17 protein-coding genes are annotated in these 25,435 nt (G+C 36.0%); 15 read left to right on the top strand and 2 right to left on the bottom strand.

Annotated features, from left to right (window positions below; genetic code table 11):
• The first annotated feature begins 10 nt into the window (after window positions 1-10).
• From kdpC to EG344_RS06010, 6 genes are all read left to right on the top strand, one after another.
• Window positions 11-568 carry a K(+)-transporting ATPase subunit C gene (gene kdpC / locus EG344_RS06035; protein ID WP_123908707.1) on the top strand — a complete coding sequence of 186 codons (558 nt, stop codon included), beginning with the start codon at window positions 11-13 and terminating at the stop codon, window positions 566-568.
• A gap of 60 nt (window positions 569-628) precedes the next feature.
• On the top strand, window positions 629-1,714 hold the full coding sequence (locus EG344_RS06030; RefSeq protein ID WP_228412864.1) for a porin: 1,086 nt from the start codon (window positions 629-631) through the stop codon (window positions 1,712-1,714).
• Between the two features lie 45 nt (window positions 1,715-1,759).
• Window positions 1,760-2,869 (top strand): sensor protein KdpD, encoded by a 1,110-nt coding sequence (locus tag EG344_RS06025; RefSeq protein ID WP_123908705.1) that lies wholly within the window; start codon window positions 1,760-1,762, stop codon window positions 2,867-2,869.
• Between the two features lie 91 nt (window positions 2,870-2,960).
• Window positions 2,961-4,676, top strand: coding sequence for an ATP-binding protein (locus tag EG344_RS06020; RefSeq protein WP_123908704.1), 1,716 nt, complete (start codon window positions 2,961-2,963; stop codon window positions 4,674-4,676).
• A gap of 35 nt (window positions 4,677-4,711) precedes the next feature.
• Window positions 4,712-5,239, top strand: coding sequence for an STM3941 family protein (locus EG344_RS06015; protein WP_123908703.1), 528 nt, complete (start codon window positions 4,712-4,714; stop codon window positions 5,237-5,239).
• A gap of 41 nt (window positions 5,240-5,280) precedes the next feature.
• Window positions 5,281-5,742: a hypothetical protein gene (locus EG344_RS06010; RefSeq protein WP_123908702.1), complete on the top strand. Its 462-nt coding sequence runs from the start codon at window positions 5,281-5,283 to the stop codon at window positions 5,740-5,742.
• A gap of 58 nt (window positions 5,743-5,800) precedes the next feature.
• Here EG344_RS06010 and EG344_RS06005 read toward each other — a convergent pair whose 3' ends face one another.
• A complete protein-coding gene (locus EG344_RS06005; RefSeq protein WP_123908701.1) occupies window positions 5,801-8,509 on the bottom strand; it encodes a T9SS type A sorting domain-containing protein in 2,709 nt (902 codons plus the stop codon).
• 116 nt (window positions 8,510-8,625) lie between these two features.
• Entirely contained in the window at window positions 8,626-10,632 is a 2,007-nt protein-coding gene (ligA, locus tag EG344_RS06000) for an NAD-dependent DNA ligase LigA (RefSeq protein WP_123908700.1), read from the bottom strand.
• Between the two features lie 240 nt (window positions 10,633-10,872).
• On the opposite strand from ligA, the gene EG344_RS05995 reads away from it, so the two are divergent.
• The 9 genes from EG344_RS05995 to EG344_RS05955 all read left to right on the top strand — a co-directional run bounded on the left by EG344_RS05995 (window position 10,873) and on the right by EG344_RS05955 (window position 25,125).
• Window positions 10,873-13,968: a TonB-dependent receptor gene (locus EG344_RS05995; protein WP_123908699.1), complete on the top strand. Its 3,096-nt coding sequence runs from the start codon at window positions 10,873-10,875 to the stop codon at window positions 13,966-13,968.
• 172 nt (window positions 13,969-14,140) lie between these two features.
• Entirely contained in the window at window positions 14,141-14,887 is a 747-nt protein-coding gene (locus tag EG344_RS05990; protein ID WP_123908698.1) for a glycerophosphodiester phosphodiesterase family protein, read from the top strand.
• A 338-nt stretch (window positions 14,888-15,225) separates the two neighbouring features.
• Window positions 15,226-18,201 carry a SusC/RagA family TonB-linked outer membrane protein gene (locus EG344_RS05985; protein WP_123908697.1) on the top strand — a complete coding sequence of 992 codons (2,976 nt, stop codon included), beginning with the start codon at window positions 15,226-15,228 and terminating at the stop codon, window positions 18,199-18,201.
• Window positions 18,202-18,212: 11 nt separating this feature from the next.
• Window positions 18,213-19,664 (top strand): SusD/RagB family nutrient-binding outer membrane lipoprotein, encoded by a 1,452-nt coding sequence (locus EG344_RS05980; RefSeq protein ID WP_123908696.1) that lies wholly within the window; start codon window positions 18,213-18,215, stop codon window positions 19,662-19,664.
• Window positions 19,665-19,712: 48 nt separating this feature from the next.
• Window positions 19,713-21,278 carry a calcineurin-like phosphoesterase C-terminal domain-containing protein gene (locus tag EG344_RS05975; RefSeq protein WP_123911763.1) on the top strand — a complete coding sequence of 522 codons (1,566 nt, stop codon included), beginning with the start codon at window positions 19,713-19,715 and terminating at the stop codon, window positions 21,276-21,278.
• A gap of 368 nt (window positions 21,279-21,646) precedes the next feature.
• Window positions 21,647-22,360 carry a 3-ketoacyl-ACP reductase gene (locus EG344_RS05970; RefSeq protein WP_123859363.1) on the top strand — a complete coding sequence of 238 codons (714 nt, stop codon included), beginning with the start codon at window positions 21,647-21,649 and terminating at the stop codon, window positions 22,358-22,360.
• Between the two features lie 324 nt (window positions 22,361-22,684).
• Entirely contained in the window at window positions 22,685-23,512 is an 828-nt protein-coding gene (prmA, locus tag EG344_RS05965; protein ID WP_123908695.1) for a 50S ribosomal protein L11 methyltransferase, read from the top strand.
• Window positions 23,513-23,530: 18 nt separating this feature from the next.
• Entirely contained in the window at window positions 23,531-24,376 is an 846-nt protein-coding gene (locus tag EG344_RS05960) for an SH3 domain-containing protein (RefSeq protein WP_123908694.1), read from the top strand.
• 116 nt (window positions 24,377-24,492) lie between these two features.
• Window positions 24,493-25,125 carry an MgtC/SapB family protein gene (locus EG344_RS05955; RefSeq protein WP_123908693.1) on the top strand — a complete coding sequence of 211 codons (633 nt, stop codon included), beginning with the start codon at window positions 24,493-24,495 and terminating at the stop codon, window positions 25,123-25,125.
• Window positions 25,126-25,435: the final 310 nt, after the last annotated feature.

Genomic DNA, 25,435 nt, shown 5'->3' with positions numbered 1-25,435 from the left:
AATTTAAAAAATGAAAAATCATATCGTTTCAGCATTCAGACTCACTTTGGTAATGCTGGCAGTTGTAGGAATTTATCTGATCATTGTATATGGAGGATCAAAAATATTGCCTACCCAGGGAAATGCAGAGATTATTAATTATAAAGGGCAAAAATTCTATGCCAATATCGGGCAGGAATTTAAATCTGAAAAATACTTCCATGGCCGTCCATCCTCAGTAAACTATAATGCTGCAGGAAGCGGAGGAAGCAATAAAGGTCCCAGCAATGAAGAGTATCTGGAAACTGTACAGAAAAGAATAGATACACTGAAATTGCAAAACCCCGAAATGGGAAGTACTAATGTTCCTGTTGAGCTTGTTACAGCAAGTGGAAGTGGGTTAGATCCTGATATTTCAGAAGAAGGAGCATTGTATCAGGCTAAAAGGATTGCCCACATGAGAAGTCTTTCCGTTGAACAGATCAACAATTTAATTAAAAATCAAACTGAAAAGCCATTTTTAGGACTTTTCGGACCCTCAAAAGTGAATGTCTTAAAGCTTAATATTGCTTTAGACCAGTTAAAATAACTAACCATTAACCATGTCAGGGTTTTAATCTTGATGTGGTTAACATCCCCTAAAGTTAACGTGAAAAAATATCTATTTATAGGTGCAGTATTGGGAACATTTTTTTCCAAAGCACAATCATCAGATTCATTAAAAACAGGAAATAAAGTGACATTTTCTGCCTATGCAGAACTCTTCTATACTTACGATTTTAATGAACCGGGAGATCATCTCCGTCAGAGTTTTTTATATTCATACAACAGGCATAATGAGCTAAACCTTAATCTGGGATTGATAAAAGCTAATTATCAGAGCGAAAATGTTCGAGCCAATCTTGCATTAATGGGCGGAACTTACGCACAGGACAATATGGCTGCGGAACAGAATGCTTTACGATATATTAATGAAGCGAATGTAGGAATCAAAATATCCAAAAATAAAGACCTATGGATCGATGCGGGAATTATGCCCTCTCATATTGGTTGGGAAAGTGCGATAGGAAGAGATAATATTAATCTGACCAGAAGTTTTGCCGCTGAGAATTCACCTTATTTTGAAACTGGAGCTAAAATTTCTTATACTTCAGATAATGGAAAATGGTTTTTAAGTGGATTGGTTCTGAATGGCTGGCAACGTATTGCAAAAGTGAAAGGAAATCAGAGTATTTCTTTTGGGCATCAGGTGACCTACAAACCAAATGATAAAGTAACTTTGAATAGCAGTTCATTTATTGGAAATGATAAAGCTAAAGATGAGAAAAGAATGCGTTATTTCCATGATTTGTATGGAAGTGTCCAATTGACGGATCAGTTTTCAGCTTTGCTAGGATTTGATATCGGAGCAGAGCAGAAGGCCAAAGGAAGTGAGCAGTATAATATATGGTACAGCCCGAATGTACAAATGAAATATCAGGTTGACAGTAAATGGGCACTGGCCGGAAGGCTGGAATATTATAATGATAAAAATGGAGTCATTATCAGCACAGGAACTCCTAATGGTTTTCAAACTTTCGGGTATTCGCTGAATGTGGATTATGCTGTGTTTAAAAATGTTGTTTTTCGTACTGAAGCAAGAGGATTTACTTCCAAGGATGCTATTTTTGCGAAAAATGATGATTTCAGAAAAGGAAATTTCTTTGTTACAACAAGTTTAGCGGTATGGTTTTAACCAAAGGAAAGAGTGTTTAAAATAAAACTAAAAAGAATAAAATCAATGTCATCAGCAAAACATTTTTTAGAATTGATCCAGAAATCCCGGAAAGGAAAATTCAAGATCTATATTGGGATGAGCGCAGGTGTTGGGAAAACTTTCCGGATGCTGCAGGAGGCTCATGCTCTTGTACGGAATGGCATTGATGTAAAGATTGGTTATATAGAAACCCATGACCGGGAAGAAACGGTAGCTTTGGTGGAAGGAATTCCGGAAATTGAAAGAAAATCAGTCTTTTATAAAGGTAAAAACCTGGAGGAAATGGACCTCCAGGCTATTATCAATGAACATCCGGAGGTAGTTCTTGTAGATGAGCTGGCCCATACCAATGTGGAAGGCTCTAAAAATAAAAAGAGATGGCAGGATGTACTGGAAATTCTGGATAACGGAATCAATGTCATCAGTGCCATGAATATCCAGCATATTGAAAGTCTTAATGAAGAAGTTAAAAAAATTACAGGGGTTGAAGTTGCTGAAAGAGTTCCGGATAAAATTTTAGCGCTGGCGGATGAAGTGGTCAATATCGATCTTACTGCTGATGAGCTGCTCACGCGATTGAAGGAAGGAAAAATCTATAAGAAAGAGAAAATTCAGACTGCTCTCAGTAATTTCTTTCAAAGCGGACACATTCTCCAGCTTCGTGAGCTTTCGTTAAAAGAAGTGGCAACGCATGTAGAAAGAAAGGTGGAAGCTGAAATTAAGACAGAGAATTTTAAACCTATAAAATTCCTTGCTTGTATCAGCAGCAATGAGAAAATTGCTAAAACGATCATTAGGAAAACAGCCAGATTGGCGAGTTATTATAACAGTCCATGGACGGTTCTCTATATCCAGAAACCTTCTGAGAATCCTGAAAAAATAGCCCTGGACAAGCAGCGGTATTTGATTAATAATTTTAATTTAGCACAGGAATTAGGAGCCAAGGTTGTCCGAATCAAGGAAAGCAGCGTTCATAACGGAATTCTGGAATATGTGATTGCCCATAACATTACCACAGTTTGTATTGGAAAACCTCATGCAAAACTCTGGCAGCGTTTGTTCGGTTATAGCTGGATCTATACTTTGATGAACAGGCTGAATGAAAGACAGGTAGACATTATTATTTTATCTTAAAAGTAATGAAATCGCGATGATTTGGAAACACAAACACCGATAAAGATGACGCGATTGCATATGTCTTTTAAAAAACAATAAGTATTCTCATATGAAACTTAAAACAAAACTCACCTTAGGCGTTGGCCTTTTATTTTTACTGATCGTCCTGCTTTCAGTGATAGGTTCTGTATATATTAATAAGCTGAAATCGGATACTGAAAAAATTCTTACAGCCAATTACAACAGTCTTGAGTTCTCTAAAAATATGCTTCTTGCCCTGGATCATATTGATACAGACAGTGCTGTTGCAGTAGCTGATTTTCAGAAAAATAACAGGCTCCAGGAAAAAAACCTTACAGAATTTGGAGAAAAAGAGGCTACCCAGAATCTGAATCTGCATTTCAGCAGCTATTTAAAAGAACCATCTTCAAATAAGGAGAAACTGATCCGGGAAGATCTCGCTAAAATTATGTCTTTGAATATGAAAGGGATTGAGCGTAAAAGTGATATCGCGATTATTACAGCCGGAAATGCCACTTTTTGGATTGTCAGCCTCGGAACAGTCTGCTTCCTGATTGCTTTTATTTTACTTTTCAATCTGCCTCAGACCATTGCTGAACCTATCAATCAGTTGACATTCAGTATCAGACAGATTGCAGATAAAAATTATAATGAAAGGGTCCATTTTAAAGGGAGTGAAGAATTCAACAGTCTTGCAGATTCTTTTAATGTGATGGCAGAAAAACTTCAGGAATATGAAAGCAGTAATCTTTCTAAACAACTGATGGAGAAAAAAAGGATCGAAACTTTGGTCAATAATATGCATGATGCTGTGATTGGCCTGGATGAAAATCATTTTATCTATATGATTAATGATGAAGCTTTAAAGATTACCAATCTCCACAAAGAAGATATCATTGGAAAAACAGCCCATGAAGTTGCCGTTAATAATGATTTGATGCGTGAATTATTGAAGAATATCGATCATCCGGTGAAAGAACCTATCAAAATTGTTCGGGAAAACAAAGAAAACTACTTTGAACAGGATATTGTTCCCATCAATATTGTCAAAACAGGGGAAAAGGAGAAGAAATATATTGGAAAAGTGATTTTGCTGCGAAATATTACACCTTTCAAAGAACTGGATTTTGCTAAGACCAATTTTATTGCAACCATTTCTCATGAGTTGAAAACTCCGATTTCTGCTATTAAAATGGGAGTACAGCTGTTGGGAAATCAGAAATTCGGAGAGCTGAATGAGCAGCAACAGGAATTATTGAAAAGCATTAATGAAGATGGGCAGCGGTTGTTGGATATTACCAGTGAACTCCTTAATCTTTCGCAGGTGGAATCCGGAAATATCAGGTTAACGGTTGAAAAATGTTCCCCTAAGGAGATTGTACTGGCAGCTGTGAAAAATGTTGAAAAACTGGCAGAGCAAAAAAATATCTCAATACATACATCATATCAGCTGGAAGATACTGATTTTGTAACTGCTGATTTTGACAAAACGGTTTGGGTAATGAATAATTTTCTTACCAATGCAGTCAAACATTCTTTTCAGGATGAAGAAATCCGGATTGTAGTGGAAAAGATGGATGCTTTTATCCAGTTTAATATCATAGATACAGGAAGTGGTATTGATGAAAAGTATCACAGACAGATCTTTGACCGCTATTTCCAGGTTCCGGGTGAACATCAGAATGGAACAGGTCTTGGGCTGGCGATCTCCAAAAATTTCATTGAGAAACAGAATGGAGAAATTGGAGTCAGTAGTGCTTTGAATAATGGAAGTACTTTTTATTTCAGACTTCCCATTGCTTAAAGTTTTATATATTTGAATCCTATCAAATAGAAACTATGAAAGAGCATCATTTTTATTCCAGTAAAATTAAAAGCCTGGTACTGCTTATCATTTCATGTGTTTTTACTTTTGGTCTTTCCTACTCGGATTTCAAGGATGAGAATATTTTTATAATAGGAATTCTTTCTCTTGGAATTACGCTTTTTTCATTTGGAATACTGTACTCAATACTGCTGCTAGTACGAACAGAGCCTTTACTGACTGTAGCAGATCAGCAGATTATTGTTTATAATGTATTGAGAAAGCCCACATTCATCAAGTTTGACGAAGTCACTTTATTTTTTATAGTAGATATGCGGCATTATGGGATTAAGACCTCATCCTATATCTGTGTTATCACGAAGAAGCCAAAAGAGAATCCTAATGTCATAGACAAGGTATCTACAACAATATTGCCTCATTTAAAAGGAATCCGTTACAGTATTCAGACCGATATCTTAAATGTAAAGGCAAAGGTTTTGCTGAAGCTTTTGAATAGCAGGATCAGACCTTATAGCTTGCTGGGTAAAGAAGATAAATGGTAGGCAAAAATTATTATTATTCTATATTTGCCCCAATTAACGAAATGAAGAAAGATATAAACTTATTAGCCATATCATTCTGTATGATTCTGAGTGTGAGTTTTTCTGCTCAAACTTTTACCTTAGAACAATTTACCACGCTCAACAAATTGGGAATGGCTGATTTTAAAAAGGAAATGAAAAGTCTTAATTACAGGTTTTATGATAAAACAGAAGGTTTAGGCTTTGTCTTGAATGAATATGAATCAGCTGATTACCAATCTAAAATCGGTAAGTTTGAATACAAAGATCAATCAGATGACCGAATTGAATATGAATTCCAAAGTAAAAAAGAGTACGACGAATACGTTAAGATCATTCTCAAATCCGGATATAAAGAGACTGAGAAAGGGAAGACAATCACCAAAGATTCTTATGTAGATTATTTTAAAAATAAGGAACACATCAGATTGGTTACTCCTAAAGATGTGAAGAATAATCGATATGCGATTCTTGTTTTTAAATAAAATACAAAAGGCTGCGAAAAACTATTCGCAGCCTTTATTATAGAGTTGTTTTATAAGTTTATTCTTTAATGAATTTCTGTACAGAAACTTTATCTTCTAAGAATAGTTTAATCAGATAATTTCCTTTCGGAAGATCCGAAACTGGAACGGAATTTCCTTTTGTACCCATAGAAGTAATGACTCTTCCGGTTGCATCATAAATTACAACCTTACTTACTTCATTTGCAGATTGAATATACAGGATGTCTTTTACAGGATTAGGATAAATGCTTATTGTATTCTTATCGTTTTTGATCTCTGAAGTAGCCAATGTACCCATCACCGATGTTGTATAAGTATTGGTAACAATAGGAAAATTGTAATCAAAGTAGATCTTGGCCGTATTGCTGAAGCTATTCCCTACCGCTAAAGTAGATTTTGTTTTAATCTTAAATGATATATATCCGTCATTGTTAGCATCATCAAAAGGCAGCTGAATATTTTCGAAAATAAATTCTATCACATTAGGATCAGTTATTCTTGTTACGTAGCTGTGGCTTCCATTCAAAGGAACTAAAGAAGAAATATCAAATTTTGAGGTATCAATCTCATCTTTTACCACAATGTTTCTGGCATTGGCTGTTCCTGTATTTTCAAATCGGATTAAGTAATGGACGTAGTCTCCAACCTGGGTTTTTGAGATAGCAGCTCCTTCAAGACAGGTTTTATCATTAGGATCAAAAGAGTTCACAACTGTTTGGTTCAGTACAAAATTATTATCTGCAGGAGTGTCATCAGTAGCTCCGTTAATCTGTGCAGTGTAATGCAGAATATCACCCCCATTTAAAGCTGGAGTTTGTGTGGGAGTATTTAGCTTAACTGTAACGATAATTTCTTTGGTTTCAAAGGGTTGAAGATTTGTGAAATTCCAGTTCAATGTTCCGGAAGATTGAGAAGATGGAGACAATGTCGCACTCATATAATCCATTAAATTATCATTGTAAGTAAATATCAGATTGCCTGATTGTGTGACAGTCCCTTTGTTTTTATAAATGATTTTATAGGTTGATTCGAAGCCCGGAGAAGCGTCTGTTACCGGTATAATTACTGTTTCCAAGTCATTATGAATCCCGTTGGGAGTTATGCAGAAATTTTGAGTAAATGGACTTGCTTGTTGAGGGAAGCTTGCTGTAAAGTTTGTAGGTGAAATATTGAAATATGTTGGGTTTTCAAGAACCGGAGTCACCGTATGGGTGCCTGCCTGAACCGGAATAGAAAAATTGCCGGAAGTATTGGCAATCGCAGTTCCTGTATTGCTGCCTCCTGTTATGATGAACTTTTGCAAAGCCTTGTTGGCATCATTGGTATCACAGCCATTGTTATTGCCATCTACTTTTACATTTCCCTGAATGGTATAAAATGTACCTCCAGGGTTAAATGAACAGTATGAATTGATTTCTGTCTTACCATTATTGACAGAAACATTATTAGCATTAAAATAATTAATTTCGTTTTCATCACAACAAATATAAGCAAGGCTTGGATTAGGAAATAAATGAGTAAGAATAAAAGCCTGAGAGGTTCCGTTCTTTAAAAAGATTTTTTGTAAATTATGATTATAACTACAAGCTACATATTGCATTGCTTTATTTTTGGAAAAATCAAGTTCTGTAAATAGATTCTCAGTACATTGAAGGGAAGTAAGATTGGTCAGAATGCTGACATCCAGACTTAGCAGATTATTAGAACTGCACCATAAAGTTTCGATATTGGTAGCTGTAGACAAATTAAGAGCAGTAAGCTTATTGTTGCTGGCATACAGAGTTATAAGATGAGGTGCGTTATTGATGGTAAGATTGGTAAGTTGGTTACTATAACATTCAAAATGCTGCAGACCATAAAGGTTGTTTAAAACTACAGAAGTAAGTTTATTATTCGAAAGATACATCATGCTGAGCAAAGGAAGATTATTAATACTCATGCTTGTAAGAAAGCAGTTTTCCAATCTTACCAAAGAAAGAGCAGTGCAGCCGTCAAGAATTGCCGTCTGAAATTTATTATTGTTACCTTCTAGTGTTTTAAGGCCTGTAAGATTGGTCAGGTCAAGATTAATTAAACCCGTGTATTGCATTGCTAAACTCTTAAGTTGTAAGGAACCGCTCAAATTGAGTTGTGATAGCTTAGATGCATTACTTATTTCCAATTCCTCCAAAAAAGGCATATTTGCTGCATTAATTGTTTCAAGATTAGAATAGCTTATCAATACTTTTTTTACTGCTGGAATTCCTTGTAGATTTAAATGTTGCAGTTGATTACCTCCGGTATATAAATTGGCTAAAGAGTTATTGGTAAGGGCCTGCGTTGAAAGATTGTTGCTTGTGATGTCAATTGATTGGAGAAGCGGGCAATTAGTAATATTTATAGAAGTCAGATAGTTAGAAGAGATGTTCAGAGATTTAAGTTCAGGAAAACTGAGAGATGCTGAGATTAGATTATTACTCATTAAATTTAATTCTTTCACATTTGAAAATGCTTCAAGACCACTTATATTAACGATTGCAGAACTCTCAACGTTAAGTTTCTCAACGGCGAGAGCTTCAGACAGCTGAATTTCACCATCATTATTGGCATCTATCTTAATACTGCTTCCTGTGGAATTCATTGCAATATTATTTGTAGCCGTTGAAGATAAAAGTTTGTTTTTTAATTTAACATCAGGAATCGTAACGATTTGTGCCTGTAGGGCAGAGAACATAGTCATCAGAAGGACTAAGTAAATTTTTTTCATGGTTTAGTTTTAGTATTAGTTTTTTATTCTTTATATAGAATATATTGCAAAAATAAACCATTAAGATAATATCTTAATGGTTTATTTAATAATTATTTAAAAATGCTTTTATTCCTTTATTGTTTCTCAATCAGATCCAAAAACTGTTGCTCATCCAGAATTTCAATCGTTCCGATATCCTGAGCTTTCTTCAGTTTACTTCCTGCCTTTTCTCCTACTACAAGATAGTTGAGGTTTTTAGAAACTGCAGAAATATTCTTTCCACCGTGTTTCTCTACCATTTCCTCAGCAGCTTCTCTGGTGAATAGAGATAATTTCCCAGTGAAAAGAAATGCTTTTCCTTCCAGAACGTTGGATAAAACTTCATTCGTACTTTCTCCTTTTTCAAGCTGTACCCCGTAAGATTTTAACCGCTCAATCATCAGTATGTTTTCGGAATTCTGGAAAAACTCAACGATGCTTACTGCAATTTTAGCCCCGATATCTTCTACCTGGCAAAGTTCTTCTACAGAAGCATTCTTTAATTCTTCAATGGTTGGGAAGTTTTTTACCAGTTTTTTTGCAACTGTTTCTCCTACATGCTTGATCCCGATTCCATACAATACTTTTTCAAATGAAATCTCTTTTGACTTTTCAATTCCTGTGATGATATTCTGAGCAGATTTCTCCGCCATTCTTTCCAGTGGAAGAAGCTGTTCTTTGGTTAACACATAAAAATCAGCAGGATTTTCAATCAATTTTTCCCTGTAAAGCTGTTCGATCGTTTCACTTCCAAGATTATCAATGTTCAAAGCTTTTCTTGAAACATAATGAATCATTCTTCCTACTACCTGTGGTGGGCAGTGAAGTTCATTCGGACAGAAATGGATCGCCTGGTCTTCAATTTTTACCAGCTCAGTTCCACATTCCGGACAATGTTTGATATATTCTATTTCTTTGCTCTCTTCGGTTCTTTTGTCTGTATTTACTCCAACAATCTTTGGAATAATTTCACCTCCTTTTTCTACATAGACAAAATCATTCTCATGAAGATCAAGCTTTTTGATGATATCTTCATTATGTAAGGATGCTCTTTTTACAATAGTTCCGGCCAATAAAACCGGTTTTAAGTTGGCAACAGGAGTAATAGCTCCGGTTCTTCCTACCTGGTAAGAGACACTTTGAAGTTCAGTTTCTACCTTTTCAGCCTTAAATTTATAAGCCATAGCCCAACGTGGAGATTTAGCCGTGTATCCAAGCTGTCTTTGCTGCTGTAAAGAATTTACTTTTAGTACAATTCCATCAATTTCGAATGGCAGATTGTGACGTTCCGTATCCCAGAATGTGATAAACTCTTTCACCTCATCCAATGTTTTACAAAGCTTTGCCTGTTGGGAGGTCTTGAATCCCCAGCTTTGTGCCTTTTGTAGCAATTCCCAGTGTGTCTCAGCAGGAATATCTTCAGAAATGAATTGGTATAATACGGAAGAAAGTGAACGTTTTCTTACCTCTGCACTGTCTTGCATTTTCAAACTTCCACTTGCCGTATTTCTGGGGTTCATGAATGGATCCAGTCCCTCTTCTTCGCGAAGTTTATTAAGCTTGTCAAAGTTCTTTCTCGTTAAATAAATTTCACCACGCATAAAGAATTGCGAAGGGAAATCACCTTTTAACGTTAAGGGAATATCAGAAATGGTACGGACATTCGGCGTAATTTCGTCTCCCTGGAAACCATCACCACGGGTTACCGCCTGAGTAAGTTTTCCGTTTTCATAAAGAATAGAGATCGAGGCTCCGTCATACTTCAATTCAGCCACAAATTCTACAGGTCCATCAATAGTTTTGATAATTCTTTTCTCCCAGTCTTCAAGATCATCAAAGTCATAAGAATTATCCAAAGAATACATTCTGAATTTATGCTGAATCGTTGGGAATACCTTTGTAATACCACCACCTACACGCATGGTAGGAGAGTTTTCATCATAAAACTCAGGGTGCTTGGCTTCCAGATCCTGAAGTTCCTCCAATAACATATCAAATTCGTAATCTGTAACGGTAGGAGTATCCAGAAGGTAGTAGCTTTCGTTATGCTGGTGCAGCTCTTTGCGGAGCTGTTCTATTTTTTGTTGAATGTTTTCAGACATCGGGTTTATATCTTTTGAGCAAAAATAACTAAAGTAATCTCATTTAAAAAATAAGAGAATTAAATATTACAGGAAAATTAATAATCTGTAACATGCTTTAACCAACTGGCTCTGTAGAAAATAAAACAGATGTTTAAAGTAATTTAACATATCGTTTCAGTTTAATTAAAAAAATGTTAAAACTCCCTTAAACAGATGCCTCTCAAAGTAAAAATACCTTTGCACATCTAATTTGAAGACATGAGAAAAGTAAAGATTGTACTGGGGTTATTGTTTTTAGGACTTGGAACTATAGCGTATGCACAGACTACGCAGGCATCCATCGTAGGAAAAGTGACCGGGCCGGGAAGTGCGGCTCAGGAAAAAGTGAAAGTAACCATCGTTAATGAATCCACAGGGTTCAGGACGGAAACGGAAACGAACTCAAAAGGAGAGTATATTTTTAAAGAAATTCCTTTGGGAGGGCCTTATACGGTGATCGTAAATGATGATAAAAGAGAAGGTTACAATGTCAACTTCGGAGATCAGGTAACGGTGAACATGGATTTGGGTAATGAAAAACATATTGAAGAAGTAAAGATTACCGGAAACCTGAAAAACAAAATCGGAAACCTGGGAGCCGCTACAGCTATTTCTGCGAAAAACATCGGTATCTTGCCAGTAAACGGACGAAACTTTACCAATCTTACAGAGTTATCTCCTTTAAGTGGAAAAGGAGGAAACCTTTCCGGGCAGCTGGGATCTTCTACCAACTTTACCATTGATGGAATGACAGCTAAAAACCCAACTTCTGCAGGATCTACTACCAGCCGAAGTGGTGCCCCTTTCTCTATCTCCATTGAAGCTGTACGTGAATTTAAAATTACCACCAACCAATACGATGTGACCTTGGGGAGAAGTGGTGGTGGAACGGTAAGTGCCGTTACCAAATCCGGTACGAATAAATTTTCCGGAAGTGCCTGGGAATACCTAAGAACTAACTGGCTTTCTAGTCCCTATGACATCAGAGGAAATAAAAGACAGAATGATTTTTCTACTTCTCAGTTCGGATTCTCTTTAGGGGGACCGATTATCAAAAATAAACTTCACTTCTTTGCAGCATGGGATCACCAGCTGGATTCAAGACCTTTGATTATTGCAGATATCAGGTCTAAAGATGATGAAAAGAGATTCAACACCACAACAGAAACGCTTAATAAATTTTTAGACATTGCAAGGGCTAAATATGGAGTGGGAAATACTCCACAGTTCGGAAGCTTTGACAAAGTAAGAAACTCTGATGCTGCGTTTCTACGTTTAGACTGGCAGATTAATGAGAAGCATTTGTTGACTTTAAGAAACAATTTTACTTACGACCTGAATAAAAATGGACTTGGTGATAATACCAGTATCAATTTCTTTGAATCTTATGGGAATGATAAAAACCTTGACAACAGTTTATTATTGACTTTAAGATCAAATTTAAAGCCTAATTTAACTAATGAATTAAAGGCTCAGTATTTATATACTTTCCAGGATAGTTATCAGAATGATGAATTAGGAAGACCTGTACCAAGAGCGATTGTTGAAGGAGTAGCATCAAGTGCAGGATCTACGAATATCCAGATCGGTGGACATCGTTTTGCCCAGGAAAGCTTCAGAAATAATGTGTTTCAGATTGTAGATAACTTATACTACAATACAGATAAAGTAAAATATACTTTCGGTGCTGATTTAATGTATACCACTTCAAAATCTGTTTACGGAAGTGAGGTCAACGGAAGATTCCATTTTAAGGATGATCCGGATAAAAAAATAAGCAGTCTTGATAATTTTGATAATCTTAAACCTTACAGATTTTATAGAGAAGTCCCTTTAATGGATGATCCGTCAGTAAGGTCTAATATCTGGAATATCGGTGTTTACGGACAATTCCAGACTAAAATTGCAAAAGGTTTAGATTTGATGGCTGGTTTGAGATTAGATTATGGAGGGTATCCAAAAGCAGAACTCAATCAAAAATTGCTTGATGAAATGGGGATCAGAACGGATAATAAAATCAAATCTTTCGTCATTCAGCCAAGATTTCAGTTTGAATGGAATATCAACGAGCAGAATAAAGACTTCTTAAAATTCGGAGCAGGGGTATTCTCTTCAGATATCAACAATTATATGATTATCAATAATCTGGTATTTGACGGAAAACATCTGGCTACAGTAGATGTAGATCCGGCAACGGCTGGACTGACACCGGATTTTAACAGTTATAGAAATAATTACGCCTCTGTTCCTACGCTTGCTAAGGATCAGGTTCCAACCATCAACTATACCGGGAAAGATGCTAAAATCCCAATTGTTTACAAAGCGAACATCTCTTATACCCACTTCTTTAATGATAGATTCAGAGCAGGATTGGCAGCCTATATGGCTTTGGGTAGAAATAACTACTATTACTACGACAGAAACATGGTAGCTAATCCATTCTTTACATTGGATAATGAAGGAGGAAGAGGAGTGTATGTTCCTACCTCTGCAATAGACGGCGCAAAAATTGACTGGAAAAAAGGAAGAATCAACAATAATTTCGGTAGAGTATTGGAGCTGGTGAGTGATGGTAAAGTCAATCAGTTTTCATTTGTAGTAGATACCAGTTACCGTTATTGGAAAGATGGGGAAATTACAGCAAGTTATACCTGGTCTGATATTAAAGACAATACATCATACAACGGAAACGTAGCGAATTCTGCAACGCTATCTACAATGGTTCAGGGAGATCCTAGAGATTTGAAAATGACATATTCAGATAACCAGTTCCGTAATAAAGTGGTTATTTATGGTAACTCACCTACTGTTGCAGGATTTACACTAGGAATCAGGTATTCAGGAATTGGAGGAACACGTTTCTCTATGACAGCAGGAGGAAATATTAATGGAGATTTTGTAGATAGCAATGATCTTGCTTATATCTTCCCGAATATTGCCCAATCTATTATTGATGATCCTAATGTAGGAAAAGCATTGAAAGATTATGTGAGTGAATACAATGGTAAAATTGCAGAACGTAACGGCGGTAAGAACGGATTCTATGGAGTTTGGGATCTGCGTATAGCCAAGAAAATAAAATTTGATAAAATTGGTGCATTTGAACTTTCTGTAGACATTTTCAATGTTGCCAACCTGCTTAATAAAGAATGGGGTGTCAATGAATCCTATGGAAATACCTCTATGTACAAAATTAAAAGCTTTGATCCGGTTACCAAAAGATTTGAATATACAAAAAATGTGAGCGGTAACGGATTAGCACCTTTGTCAGGAAATCCATATCAGATTCAGATTGGAGCGAAGTATAGTTTTTAAGAAATTATAAAATAATAGTTGGTTGCCACAAAAGACAGGATTTTTAAGAAAGGTATTCTAAAAATACAAGATTAAGACCTTTCTTTTGTGGTTTTATATTTCTCAATAAGTCCTATAATAATTACCTTTATCAAAAGTTTCAGGACTTTGTTTTAATTATCTAAATTATATTATGAAAAATTTTATCTTAGGGTTAGCAGTTTTAAGTACAGTTTTAATGAAAGCACAAACCCAGATCATTGCCCATAGAGGATATTTCCAGGCTCAGCCTCCTACAACGGAAAATTCTATTACATCGTTAGAAAATGCACAGAAATTAAAAGTTTACGGTTCCGAATTTGATGTGAGAATGACAAAAGACGGAGTATTGGTCATCAATCATGATGAGCATCACGGTAAAATGGAAATCTCTGAAACATCATTCAAAGAATTAGAAGCTTTAAAATTATCAAACGGAGAGAAGTTTCCAACTTTAAAGGATTATTTAAAACAAGGGAAAAAAGATGCTTCCGTAAAACTGATTGTAGAGATCAAACCGGCTAAAACGCCTGAGATTGAAAATGAGATCACACAAAAGACAATCAAGATGATTAAGGATATGAAGCTGGAATCTCAAAGTGAATTTATTTCTTTCAGTCTGAATATCTGTAAAGAGATCAAAAAACTGGCACCATCATTTAAAGTTCAGTATCTGAATGGAGAATTGTCACCGGAGCAGATCAAAAAAGAAGGTCTTGACGGGATGGATTATCACTACAGTGTTTTCCAGAAAAATCCAACATGGATTGCTGAAGCAAAAACGTTAGGACTTATCACCAATTCATGGACAGTAAACGATATTGCTGTATATGATGAATTGAAAAAGCAGGGAATCGGTTTTGTAACAACAAACATTCCTGAGCAGCTGAAAAATAAATAACAGTAAGCAAAATAACAACCCATAATTTTCTAAAGTCTGTCCTTTCAAGGGCAGGCTTTTGTTGTATAAAAGTTCTTATTTGTAAGGATCATAAAATCAATGTATTCAATTGTTTGATCTTATATTATCTCAGGGCAAGACAATAAAGATACACAAATAAGCGGAAATTGAAAATAGTGTTAAAAATTCTTAATTTATTAAGTGGTTGTGAGTTAGGGTTTTGCCTAATATTGTTAAGAAATACTTAATATATTATTCAATGAACATTTAATAAACGTTAAAATGTTGTTAAAATCATACTCATAATGTCGTTTTAATTTTGCGCAAACAAAAAGGAAATGCGTAAAGAGACACAAAAGTTGTTGGTTTTGTCGCTGTTAGGATTATTCAGCGCCAATCTGACCGCTCAGCAAAAAGCTAAAAAAGACACTATTAAAGGACTTGACGAAGTAGTTGTGACCGCTTTGGGAATTAAAAGGCATGATAAGTCTTTAGGGTATTCTACCCAGACAGTTACCTCAGAAGAAATTCTAAGAACCCAAAATAATAACTGGGCACAGGCGTTAGAAGGGAAAGTAGCTGGATTAAAGATTCAGACCGCCGGAGCGGGACCTTTGGGTACAAGCCGTATCACCCTTCGTGGAGATATTTCTATGAATATGGGGAATAATGATGCTTTAATTGTGGTGGACGGCGTTCCTTTGAGTGGAAAAAAAACAGGAACCGGCACAGCGGCTTATGGAGCAGGTTCAGGAGGGGATTTACCTATTGATTACGGAGACAGTTTTAATAGCATTAATCCTGATGATATTGAATCTATCTCTATCCTTAAAGGACCTACAGCATCAGCCTTATACGGTTCAAGAGGCTCAAGAGGAGCCATTATGATTACGACCAAATCCGGAAAAAGTAAAAAAGGAAGGGTTCAGGTTGCCTTCAATTCTTATTCAAGTTATGATTCCGTATTGAAATGGCCGGATTATCAATATGAATACGGGCAGGGAACTCAGCAGAGAGATAAAAACGGGAATTATTATTACTCTTATAATGCATCTCCTGATGGGGTGAATACAGGTTCTACCAGTAGTGCTTTCGGACCGAAGTTTGACGGACAATATTATTTTCAATATGATCCCAACCGAGAAGGTCAAAGTTTAGAAAGACAGCTTTGGAGACCTTATAAAAATAATATTAAAGATTTTTGGCAGGTAGGATCTAATTATTCAAATAGCTTATCTGTAGAACATTCCAATGAAACTACAGCTTTCAGGACATCACTCAGTTATCTGAAAAATGAATGGATGATGCCTAATACAGGCCTGGACAGATTCAACGTGGCTTTATCCTTAGACCATAAACTAAGCAGCAGACTGAAAATAGGAACTAAGATTAACTTTAGCCAGACGAAAAGTGATAACCTTCCTGCAACGGGATATAACAACCAGTCGATCTCCTATTTTATGATTTTCCAGAATCCAAACGTAGATCTTGCCTGGTACAGACCTATCTGGAAGAAAGGACAGGATCAGGTAGATCAGATTCACCCTTTCAGCTCTTATATCGACAATCCTTATCTGATTGCCTATGAAAACCTGAACGGAACCAATAAGAAAACAATTACCGGAAATATTAATGTCAGCTATCAATTGGCAAAAAACCTTGATGTAGCCTATAAAACAGGTTTAGAATGGAATAATGAACTCCGTACCCAAAGAAGACCATGGAGCTCTGCCAACTATGCGAAAGGATATTACAGGGAACAGTACATCCGATACATGGATCTGAATAATGATGTTTTATTCACCTATAAAAATAAATTCGGTAACATTGGGATAACAGCTTCAGCTGGAGGAAATATCAGGTATCATGAATATACCATGAATGATTACAGAGGAAACGGACTTAACAAAGCAGGGCTTTACCAGCTTTCTAATGCTCTGCAGGTAGAATACAAATTGCCAAAGCCTAATGATAATCAGGTAAACAGTGCATATGCATTGGCTAACTTCAGCTATAAAGACATGATTTTCCTGGATGTTACAGCCAGAAATGATTGGAGCAGTACACTTCCTGCTCATAACAGATCATATTTTTATCCTTCTGTATCATCATCTTTTATATTATCGGATATTTTTAAGCTAAAATCAGATAATTTAAACTTCTGGAAACTAAGATTATCATGGTCTAAAGTAGGGAACGATACTTATACTTATATGCTGGACAAGTATTATGAAAATAGCGGTTTCGTTGGGTCTGTAGAATCTCCGCTGCTATATCCAAATCCAAACCTGAAACCTGAAATGATTACCAATATTGAAGGAGGTATGGACTTTACTCTTCTTAAAAACAGGTTGACTTTCAATTTTACAGCGTATCAGAATAACTCTAAAGATCAGTCTATCATTATTCCAATGTTGTATGAAACAGGATATAATAAAAGAATTATCAATGCTGGTGAATTGAGAAACAGAGGAATTGAAATGACTTTAAATGCTTATCCAATCAAGAACAAAAACTTCTCATGGAATGTAAGTGCAAACTGGTCTATGAACCGAAACAAGATCCTTTCCCTTCCGGAAGAATATAACGGAAAACCTTATACCATGGGAAGTATAGGAGGTGTAGTGTTCTATGATGCTATAGTAGGCGGTTCTCTGGGAGATATGTATGGTGCAGGGTTATTGTATTCACCGGATGGTCAGGTTATCTATGATGCAAAAGATGGTTTAACCGCGAAGTCTACCGAAATGAAAAAAATAGGAAATGCTTATCCGAAGTGGAGGGCAGGTCTTCAGAATGAATTCAAATACAAAAATATTACAGTGAGTTTCTCTTTTGACGGTCAGTACAAAGGAATTGCTTACTCTCACTCCCATCACAAGATGTCTGAACAGGGGAAACTTACCCATACCCTTGTGGGAAGAGATAACCCGGGCGGTTTAATCGTTGGCCAGGGAGTGGTTCAGAATCCTGATGGAAGCTTTTCACCTAATACAAAAGGGATTCCTGTTGCTACTTATTATGGAGATTACTACAGAAGAGCAAACGTGGAAACCAATTCATTTGATACTTCATTCCTTAAGTTGAGAGATGCCAGAATCTCTTATTCTTTCCCGAAATCAATTGTTGAGCCTTTAAAGCTTACAGATATTACCCTTGCTGTATTCGGAAGAAATCTTTGGATGTGGACAAAGTTCCCATTATTCGATCCGGAAGCGGCTACTTTGGATGATTCTACCATTACCCCGGGAGTTGAGATGGGTCAGTTACCTCAGGCAAGAACTATTGGTTTCCAGTTAAATGTTAAATTTTAAAATCAAAAAAAATGAAAAAGTTAATCTATATATCTTCATTTCTTGCTCTTATGGGCAGTACTGTTTCGTGTGACAGAAGTCTTGATGAGATCAATAAAGATACAAGTAGAATTAATGTACCGGTTGCCAGTGCCTTGCTGGTTCCTATTCAGTACAATATGTCTGCAGTAGGGTACAATAGAGCTAATGATCTAACCTTTGATCTTATGCAGGTTTCTTTAGATTTTCCCAATGAAGGAAATTCATTGAGCCGTTACTATTTAACAGAAAAAACTGGAAACGGTTTTTGGGACAATTCTTACCGATGGCTTAAACAGGTGGATGATCTTAAGAAGGCAGCCATTTCTGAAGGTGATAAAAACTACCAGGCTATTTCGATGGTACTGAATGCCTGGATTTACTCTAATCTTACGGATACCTATGGAGATATTCCCTTTTCTGAAGCTTCACAGCTGGATGACAAAATCATGTATCCGAAATTTGACAGACAAAAGGATATTTATATCAAGTTATTGGATGATTTAAAAACAGCAAACTCTCTTTTTGTTGCTAATAAAGCACTTACCGGGGGAGATTTGTTCTTTAAAGCAGATACAGATGCTGCCAACGGAATTCTAGGCTGGAAAAAATTCTGTAATTCTCTTTCTTTGAGATTGTTGATCAGAATCTTGAGTAAGGATGGAGAAGTGAACGTGAAGGCAAGAATTCAGGAGATTATTAGCAATCCAACAACATATCCTATTTTTCAAAGTAATGCAGATGGGGTAAAAGTAGATATAACAGGGATTTTTCCTTTAATGACGCCTATTGCAAGACCTCAGGATTTTACTACAGGTAGAGCTGCTTCAGAATTTTTTGTAGAAACGCTGAAAGCTAATAATGATCCTCGTATGGCTATGTTCTTTTCGCAGGCAAAAGATCCAAACAATAATAATATAGGATATTTAGGAGCACCATCAGGATATAAATTTGGAACTGTATTTAATTACCAGCCATCCAATCTTAATCAAAACCTGGCAAAAGCACCATTGAAAATTTTAGTGTATCCTTATGCAGAACTTCAGTTTACATTATCTGAATTAGCATTCAAAGGAGTGATACAAGGAAGTGCAAAAACCTATTATGAAAACGGAGTAAAAGCTGCTATTGAACAATGGGGAGCTGTAGTTCCGGCCAATTACTTTGATAATCCGGTGGTAGCATTTGGAACCGGAGATATGAAGAAAATTATGCTTCAGAAATATGTCGCTTTATTCTTTGTAGATCAGCAGCAATGGTTTGAAAAAAGGAGAACAGGATTCCCGGAACTTCCTAACAACGGAGGTCTTTTAAATGGTGGAAATCTTCCCCAGCGATTAATGTACCCAACGAATACCAGAGTACTGAATAAAGATAACTACCAGGCTGCAGTTCAGCAGATGGGAGGCGATGATATCAATGTAAAAGTTTGGTGGAGTAAATAAGTATAACCAATAAAAAAATAAAAAATGAGTATCAATATAAAACTTTTAATGCCATGCATGCTGGTATCAGCAATGGCTTTTTCCCAGTCTTCTGTTTCAGGATATGTATATGAAGACAGTAACAAGAACCAAAAGAAAGAAAACCGCGAAAAAGGAATTGAAGGGGTAGCAGTTTCCAATGGTATTCAGGTGGTATTAACCGATAAAAATGGACGTTACAGTCTGCCAGTTCAGGAAGATCAGACAATTTTTGTTATCAAACCATCAGGATATCAAACTGCTTTAAACAGCAATAATCTGCCACAGTTCTATTACCATCACAAACCCAAAGGTTCTCCGGCAGATTTTAAATATAAAGGTGTTGCTCCAACAGGTGAACTTCCTAAAGAATTGAATTTCCCACTTTACAAACAGAATGAAAACAAAAACTTTGATATTCTGGTTTTTGGAGATCCACAGCCTTATACAGAAAAAGAATTGGATTATTTTAAAAGAGGAATCGTAAACGAGGTGAAAAATACCAAAAAGAATGCGGTATTAGGAATCAGTTTAGGAGATTTGGTAGGAGATAACCTTAGCCTGCAGAAACCTTATGCTGATGTAATGAAGGAAGTAGGATTGCCTTGGTATAATGTAATGGGGAACCATGACATGAACTATGATGCTAAAGAAGATCAATTTTCAGATGAAACTTTTGAATCCAATTTTGGCCCTGCCAATTACTCATTCAACTACGGAAATGTACACTTCATTATTTTAGATGATATTCTGTATCCTGATCCAAGAGACGGAAAAGGATATTGGGGTGGCTTCCGTGAAGATCAGCTTCAGTTCATCGAAAACGATTTAAAATTGGTTGATAAAAACAAATTGATCGTAGTGTCTTTCCATATTCCGCTGGAGCATAATAACGAAGATAGTTTCAGAAATGCAGACCGTCAGAAATTATTCGATTTCCTGAATCCTTTCCAGAATGTATTGCTTTTGTCAGCTCATACTCATATTCAGCAACAAATTTTCTACGGAAAAAAAGCAGGTTGGAATGGGATCAAAGAACTGCATGAGTATAACGTAGGAACCACTTGCGGAGATTGGTATTCCGGAACGGCTGATGAAGCTGGGCTTCCTACTTCAACCATGAGAGACGGAACTGCAAAAGGCTATTCATTTATCAGTTTCACTGATAATCAATACAAAGTAAAATATAAGACTGCCGGAAAACCGGATGATTATCAGATCAAATTGTATGTTCCGAAAGTAATTCCGTTCCCGTCAAAAACTTCTGCAAAAGTGTTGGCTAACTTTTTCATGGGAAGCAAAAAAGACAAAGTGGAATACAGAATAGACAATGGCAAATGGGAAGAAATGGAATATGATGAAACTATAGATCCAAATTTTGCTCTTTCCGTTTTTAAATGGGATACTACAGAGAAAATTCTACAGGGAAGAAGACCTTCCAATCCTGAAATGTCAAAACATATCTGGGAAGCAGATTTTCCTAAAAAACTAGCCTTAGGAAAGCATAAAGTTGAGGTGAGAGCCGTAGACATGTATGGAAATCAATTCTCAGCTTCAGAAGAATTTGAAGTACAGAATGCCATCCAGATTCCTTAAGCCTTTTCATTTTTTTACTATAATTTTTTTAGATTTATAAACCGGTTGTCTATGAGCCGGTTTTATTTTGGATTTATGTTGAAGAGTTTAAACCACAAAAGTCCCAAAAGATTATTTTGCTGTTTTAGAATAGTAAAGATTTGTACAATTTTGGATAAAAGTTCACATAAGATAAAATCTATGATTTTATAAAACTTAAGTGTCATAATAACTTCTATTTTGCTTAAGTGTTTTAGACTTTTTTGCCTTTAGTAAAACCTAAGTTTTCAATATTCCTCTGAAAACCATTAAAAAACTATTAAATCTCCTTTCTTTCCATTCCATAAAAATGTTCTTTCGTAACTTTGTCTTACGAAAAGTATTACACTATGAATATAAATGGAAAAAATGCCATCGTAACAGGTGGTGGAAGAGGACTAGGAAAAGCTGTAGCACTGGCTTTGGCGAATGAAGGAGTGAACGTTGCCATTACAGGAAGAAATGAAGAAAATCTTAAAAATACAGTTGACGAAATCCAAAAACTAGGAGTAAACTCTGCATATGCAATATTCTCTATTGATGATGAAGCAGCGGTAAAAGCAGGAATTGAAACTTTAGCTGAAAAACTAGGCGGAGTAGATATCCTTGTGAACAATGCGGGAATCGGAGATTTCGGAACTATTGAAGAGATGCCGTCTGAAACTTGGGAGCAGGTGATTAAAACTAATTTATTTGGAGTGTACTATGCTGCTAAAGCAGTTCATCCATTTATGAAAGCTAAAGGAGAAGGAGATATCGTGAATGTTGCTTCTACTGCAGGATTAAAAGGAGGTCCAAATATGTCTGCCTATGCCGCTTCAAAAGCAGCTGTCGTTTCTTTATCTCAATCAATGATGGCAGAATGGAGAAAACAAAACATCCGTGTAATCACATTGACGCCAAGTACGATTGCTTCTGACATGAGTATCCAGGGCGGACTTACAGACGGAAATCCAGACAAAGTATTACAGCCTGAAGACTTCGCAGAATGGGTAAGAGATATCCTGAAAATGAACAGAAGAGCGCTAATTGCTAATGGTTCTATTTTCTCTACCAATCCATAAGAAGTAAAGTTTAAAATTCAAGGGGTTAAAGTTGTCATAAAACAATTCTATCCAATTTTAAATTATACACAAAGAAATTCAATAGAAGCGGACTTTAGTCCGCTTTCTTTATAATGTCAAATTCCAATGGCTTTAGCCAAAACCTAAATAAAACAAACACCTTTTTATCTGCGTTATCAGTACAATCTGCAAGAGATAAAAAATCAAGAGAAGAAAGCCTTATTCCAATAAACGGAACCCAAAATCTTTCAGCTTTACCCAAAACTTACCCTTTCCATTTTTTTAACCGTAATAACATTAGTATTTTTGCAGCAAATTATTCACATGCAAAATTATTTAGAATTCAATTTCAAGATTTCTCCATTGCAACCTTGGAACGAGATATTAATGGCAGAGCTTATTGAAATAGGTTTTGACAGCTTTACAGAAGAAATTCACGGAATTTTAGGATATATCCAGACCGATTTATTTAATGAAGATCAGCTTAAAGCACTTCCGATCTTTGAAAATGAAAATGTAAAAATCGAGTACTCTTTTGAAGAAATGCCGAATATCAACTGGAATGAAGAGTGGGAAAAGAACTTTTCACCCATCAATATTGATGATAAAGTACTCATCAGAGCAGAATTCCATGAGTCTGTACCGGGAATGCACGAGATCATTATTCAGCCTAAAATGTCATTCGGAACAGGGCATCATCCTACTACCCACCTGATGATCCAGCAAATGATGGATATTGATTTCAATGGAAAGAAAGTATTGGATATGGGATGTGGAACTTCCGTATTGGCTATTTACGCTAAACAACAAGGAGCCGGAGATACAAAAGCCATCGATATTGATGAATGGTCTGTAGAAAATTCAAAAGAAAATGCAACAAGAAATAGCGTTGAATTGGAAATTGAGCAGGGAGCAGCAGATAATCTAGGAAACGAAAATTTCGACATCATTTTAGCCAACATCAACAGAAATATTCTGATCTCAGATATTCCAACGTATGTGTCTGTGTTGAATGAAGGTGGAAAATTATTGCTTTCAGGACTTTGTTTCTTTGATGTAGATGATATTCTTGAAGTGTGCAAAGAAAGTGGTCTTACCTTAAAAAAACAGCTACAGAGAGAAGAATGGGTAAGCTTACTGCTTGAAAAATAAAAAAACGAAATAACAAACATGAAAACTTTATGGACTGCTTTATTTTTACTGATGATACAACTTTTTGTAGCTCAGGAAAATGAAGTATATGCAGATGGTGTTTTTAATTTTACTGAAAACAAGAATCAGAAGATCTTTACAGATTGGACAAGAGTCAGAAAAGAACCAGGTGTTAATGCTCAGATGTTGGATTCATTGCAGAGCAATCAGCAGGTTATGATCCTTAAAAAAGAAGAAGGGGTACCGGTTTTACAACTCGGAGAAAGAAGAGCTAATTGGTATAAGATTTCTTACCAAAAAGGAGATGTTACTTCTGAAGGATATGTTTGGGGAGGTAATTTATGCGTAGGGTACCGTAATAAAAACGGCTATGACTTCCTTTTTGGTCTTTCCAAGACTGTAGATAGGAAAATTAAGGACTTGAATGAACCCAATAAGCAGAATATTGCAGGAATAAAAGTAATGGAAGGCAATACGCTGATTGATGAGGTGTATTTTGATACGGGAAAAGGGGAAGAGTTGAGTACAGCTTCTTTTAGTATTGAAAGCAATCATAAGTTGCAGGAGGTAGAATTTACATTAAAGGCAATGGTGTCAGGAGAAGCATGTGGCATTGGAACTTATGACCAATACGTTCTTTATAAAGATAAGAAACTTATTGCCCTTCCACAGTTGATGAATATAGGAGATGCCGGAGCTTACTATCATAGTGAAGAATATGTTTTTCCTAATGATAAAGGAGGAATACCTAATGCATTTATCCTGAAAGTAGAAGATATGGAAACCGATGATAAAGACCGGGAGAAGAAAAAACGTTCTTCTAAAACTTATCTTTGGAACGGAAGTTCTTATAAGCTTAAATAGATTCTTTTATTTAAAATAAATGAAACCGTTGTCATTGTACAACGGTTTTTTTGTTCAGAATATTCCTTTCTCAATTGAAAAAAATAAAATACATTTAATGATAAAAAAACTGAACAATGAATATACTGGATGATGTACTTCCCATTCTTTTCTCTGTAATTGTAGGAGGTATAATCGGGATTGAAAGAGAATATCAATTGAAGTCGGCAGGGCTTCGTACCATGATATTGGTAACCTTGGGGTCCTGTATCTTTACAATGCTTTCTATGAACCTTGGAGAGACGGGGAGTCCGGATCGTATTGCTGCCAATATTATCACCGGAATAGGTTTTGTGGGAGCAGGAGTGATTTTTAAGGAAGATAACCGAGTTTCGGGGCTTACAACGGCTGTTACCATATGGATATGTGCGGCTCTGGGAATGACAATAGGAGCAGGATATTATCAGGAAGCAACAATTGGTTCGCTGGTTGTATTTTTATTGCTAATCATGTTCAAATATATTCAGAATGTAATTGATAGGATCAGTACCCGGTATACTTATCAGATTACACTTTCCTATGAAGATGGCATAATGGAGAAATATGAAAATCTCTTTAAAGAACATGGCTTAAAATCAATCAGAGGAAAGCAGGTGAGGAGTGGAGAAAAATATACAGCGATCTGGCGGGTACAGGGAGCTTCAAGGAACCATGACGTTTGCACGAAAATGTTACTGAATGATCCAACGATAGATGAATTTAAATTTTAAAAATAATTGAGCCTTTACCTAATGTAAGGGCTTTGTTTTGCTTGTAGATATTACAAAACAAAATAGGGCTGGAATACCCAACCCTACCCAAACATGATTAAGTGTATAGTTTAGCCATAAATGGCTATAAGGAATATTTGCACAAAAAGATTTTTATTGATGCTTAACCAATGTTTCCTTAAATAATAATTAAAACTAACTTTTATACCAGCTTCCCGGTAAAAGCTTACCCTGTAAAAATACTACGAATTGAAGTTCATCAGTGGAAAAGTTAAGTTGACTCCGCAAAATAGATCAGTGAAACGGAATT

This window comes from Chryseobacterium sp. G0162 (assembly GCF_003815715.1).
In the GTDB taxonomy this organism is placed as follows: Bacteria; Bacteroidota; Bacteroidia; order Flavobacteriales; family Weeksellaceae; genus Chryseobacterium.
This window is presented reverse-complemented; position numbering and strand designations above follow the sequence as displayed.

What these genes read in the sequence shown, in the direction of transcription:
- EG344_RS05960 (WP_123908694.1), top strand. Translation starts at nt 23,531, where the DNA reads ATGAAAACTTTATGGACTGCTTTATTTTTACTGATGATACAACTTTTT.
- EG344_RS06025 (WP_123908705.1), top strand. Translation starts at nt 1,760, where the DNA reads ATGTCATCAGCAAAACATTTTTTAGAATTGATCCAGAAATCCCGGAAA.
- ligA (WP_123908700.1), bottom strand. Translation starts at nt 10,632, where the DNA reads ATGTCTGAAAACATTCAACAAAAAATAGAACAGCTCCGCAAAGAGCTG.
- EG344_RS05970 (WP_123859363.1), top strand. Translation starts at nt 21,647, where the DNA reads ATGAATATAAATGGAAAAAATGCCATCGTAACAGGTGGTGGAAGAGGA.
- EG344_RS06015 (WP_123908703.1), top strand. Translation starts at nt 4,712, where the DNA reads ATGAAAGAGCATCATTTTTATTCCAGTAAAATTAAAAGCCTGGTACTG.
- prmA (WP_123908695.1), top strand. Translation starts at nt 22,685, where the DNA reads ATGCAAAATTATTTAGAATTCAATTTCAAGATTTCTCCATTGCAACCT.
- kdpC (WP_123908707.1), top strand. Translation starts at nt 11, where the DNA reads ATGAAAAATCATATCGTTTCAGCATTCAGACTCACTTTGGTAATGCTG.
- EG344_RS06020 (WP_123908704.1), top strand. Translation starts at nt 2,961, where the DNA reads ATGAAACTTAAAACAAAACTCACCTTAGGCGTTGGCCTTTTATTTTTA.
- EG344_RS05980 (WP_123908696.1), top strand. Translation starts at nt 18,213, where the DNA reads ATGAAAAAGTTAATCTATATATCTTCATTTCTTGCTCTTATGGGCAGT.
- EG344_RS06010 (WP_123908702.1), top strand. Translation starts at nt 5,281, where the DNA reads ATGAAGAAAGATATAAACTTATTAGCCATATCATTCTGTATGATTCTG.
- EG344_RS05985 (WP_123908697.1), top strand. Translation starts at nt 15,226, where the DNA reads ATGCGTAAAGAGACACAAAAGTTGTTGGTTTTGTCGCTGTTAGGATTA.
- EG344_RS05990 (WP_123908698.1), top strand. Translation starts at nt 14,141, where the DNA reads ATGAAAAATTTTATCTTAGGGTTAGCAGTTTTAAGTACAGTTTTAATG.
- EG344_RS05975 (WP_123911763.1), top strand. Translation starts at nt 19,713, where the DNA reads ATGCCATGCATGCTGGTATCAGCAATGGCTTTTTCCCAGTCTTCTGTT.
- EG344_RS06005 (WP_123908701.1), bottom strand. Translation starts at nt 8,509, where the DNA reads ATGAAAAAAATTTACTTAGTCCTTCTGATGACTATGTTCTCTGCCCTA.
- EG344_RS05955 (WP_123908693.1), top strand. Translation starts at nt 24,493, where the DNA reads ATGAATATACTGGATGATGTACTTCCCATTCTTTTCTCTGTAATTGTA.
- EG344_RS05995 (WP_123908699.1), top strand. Translation starts at nt 10,873, where the DNA reads ATGAGAAAAGTAAAGATTGTACTGGGGTTATTGTTTTTAGGACTTGGA.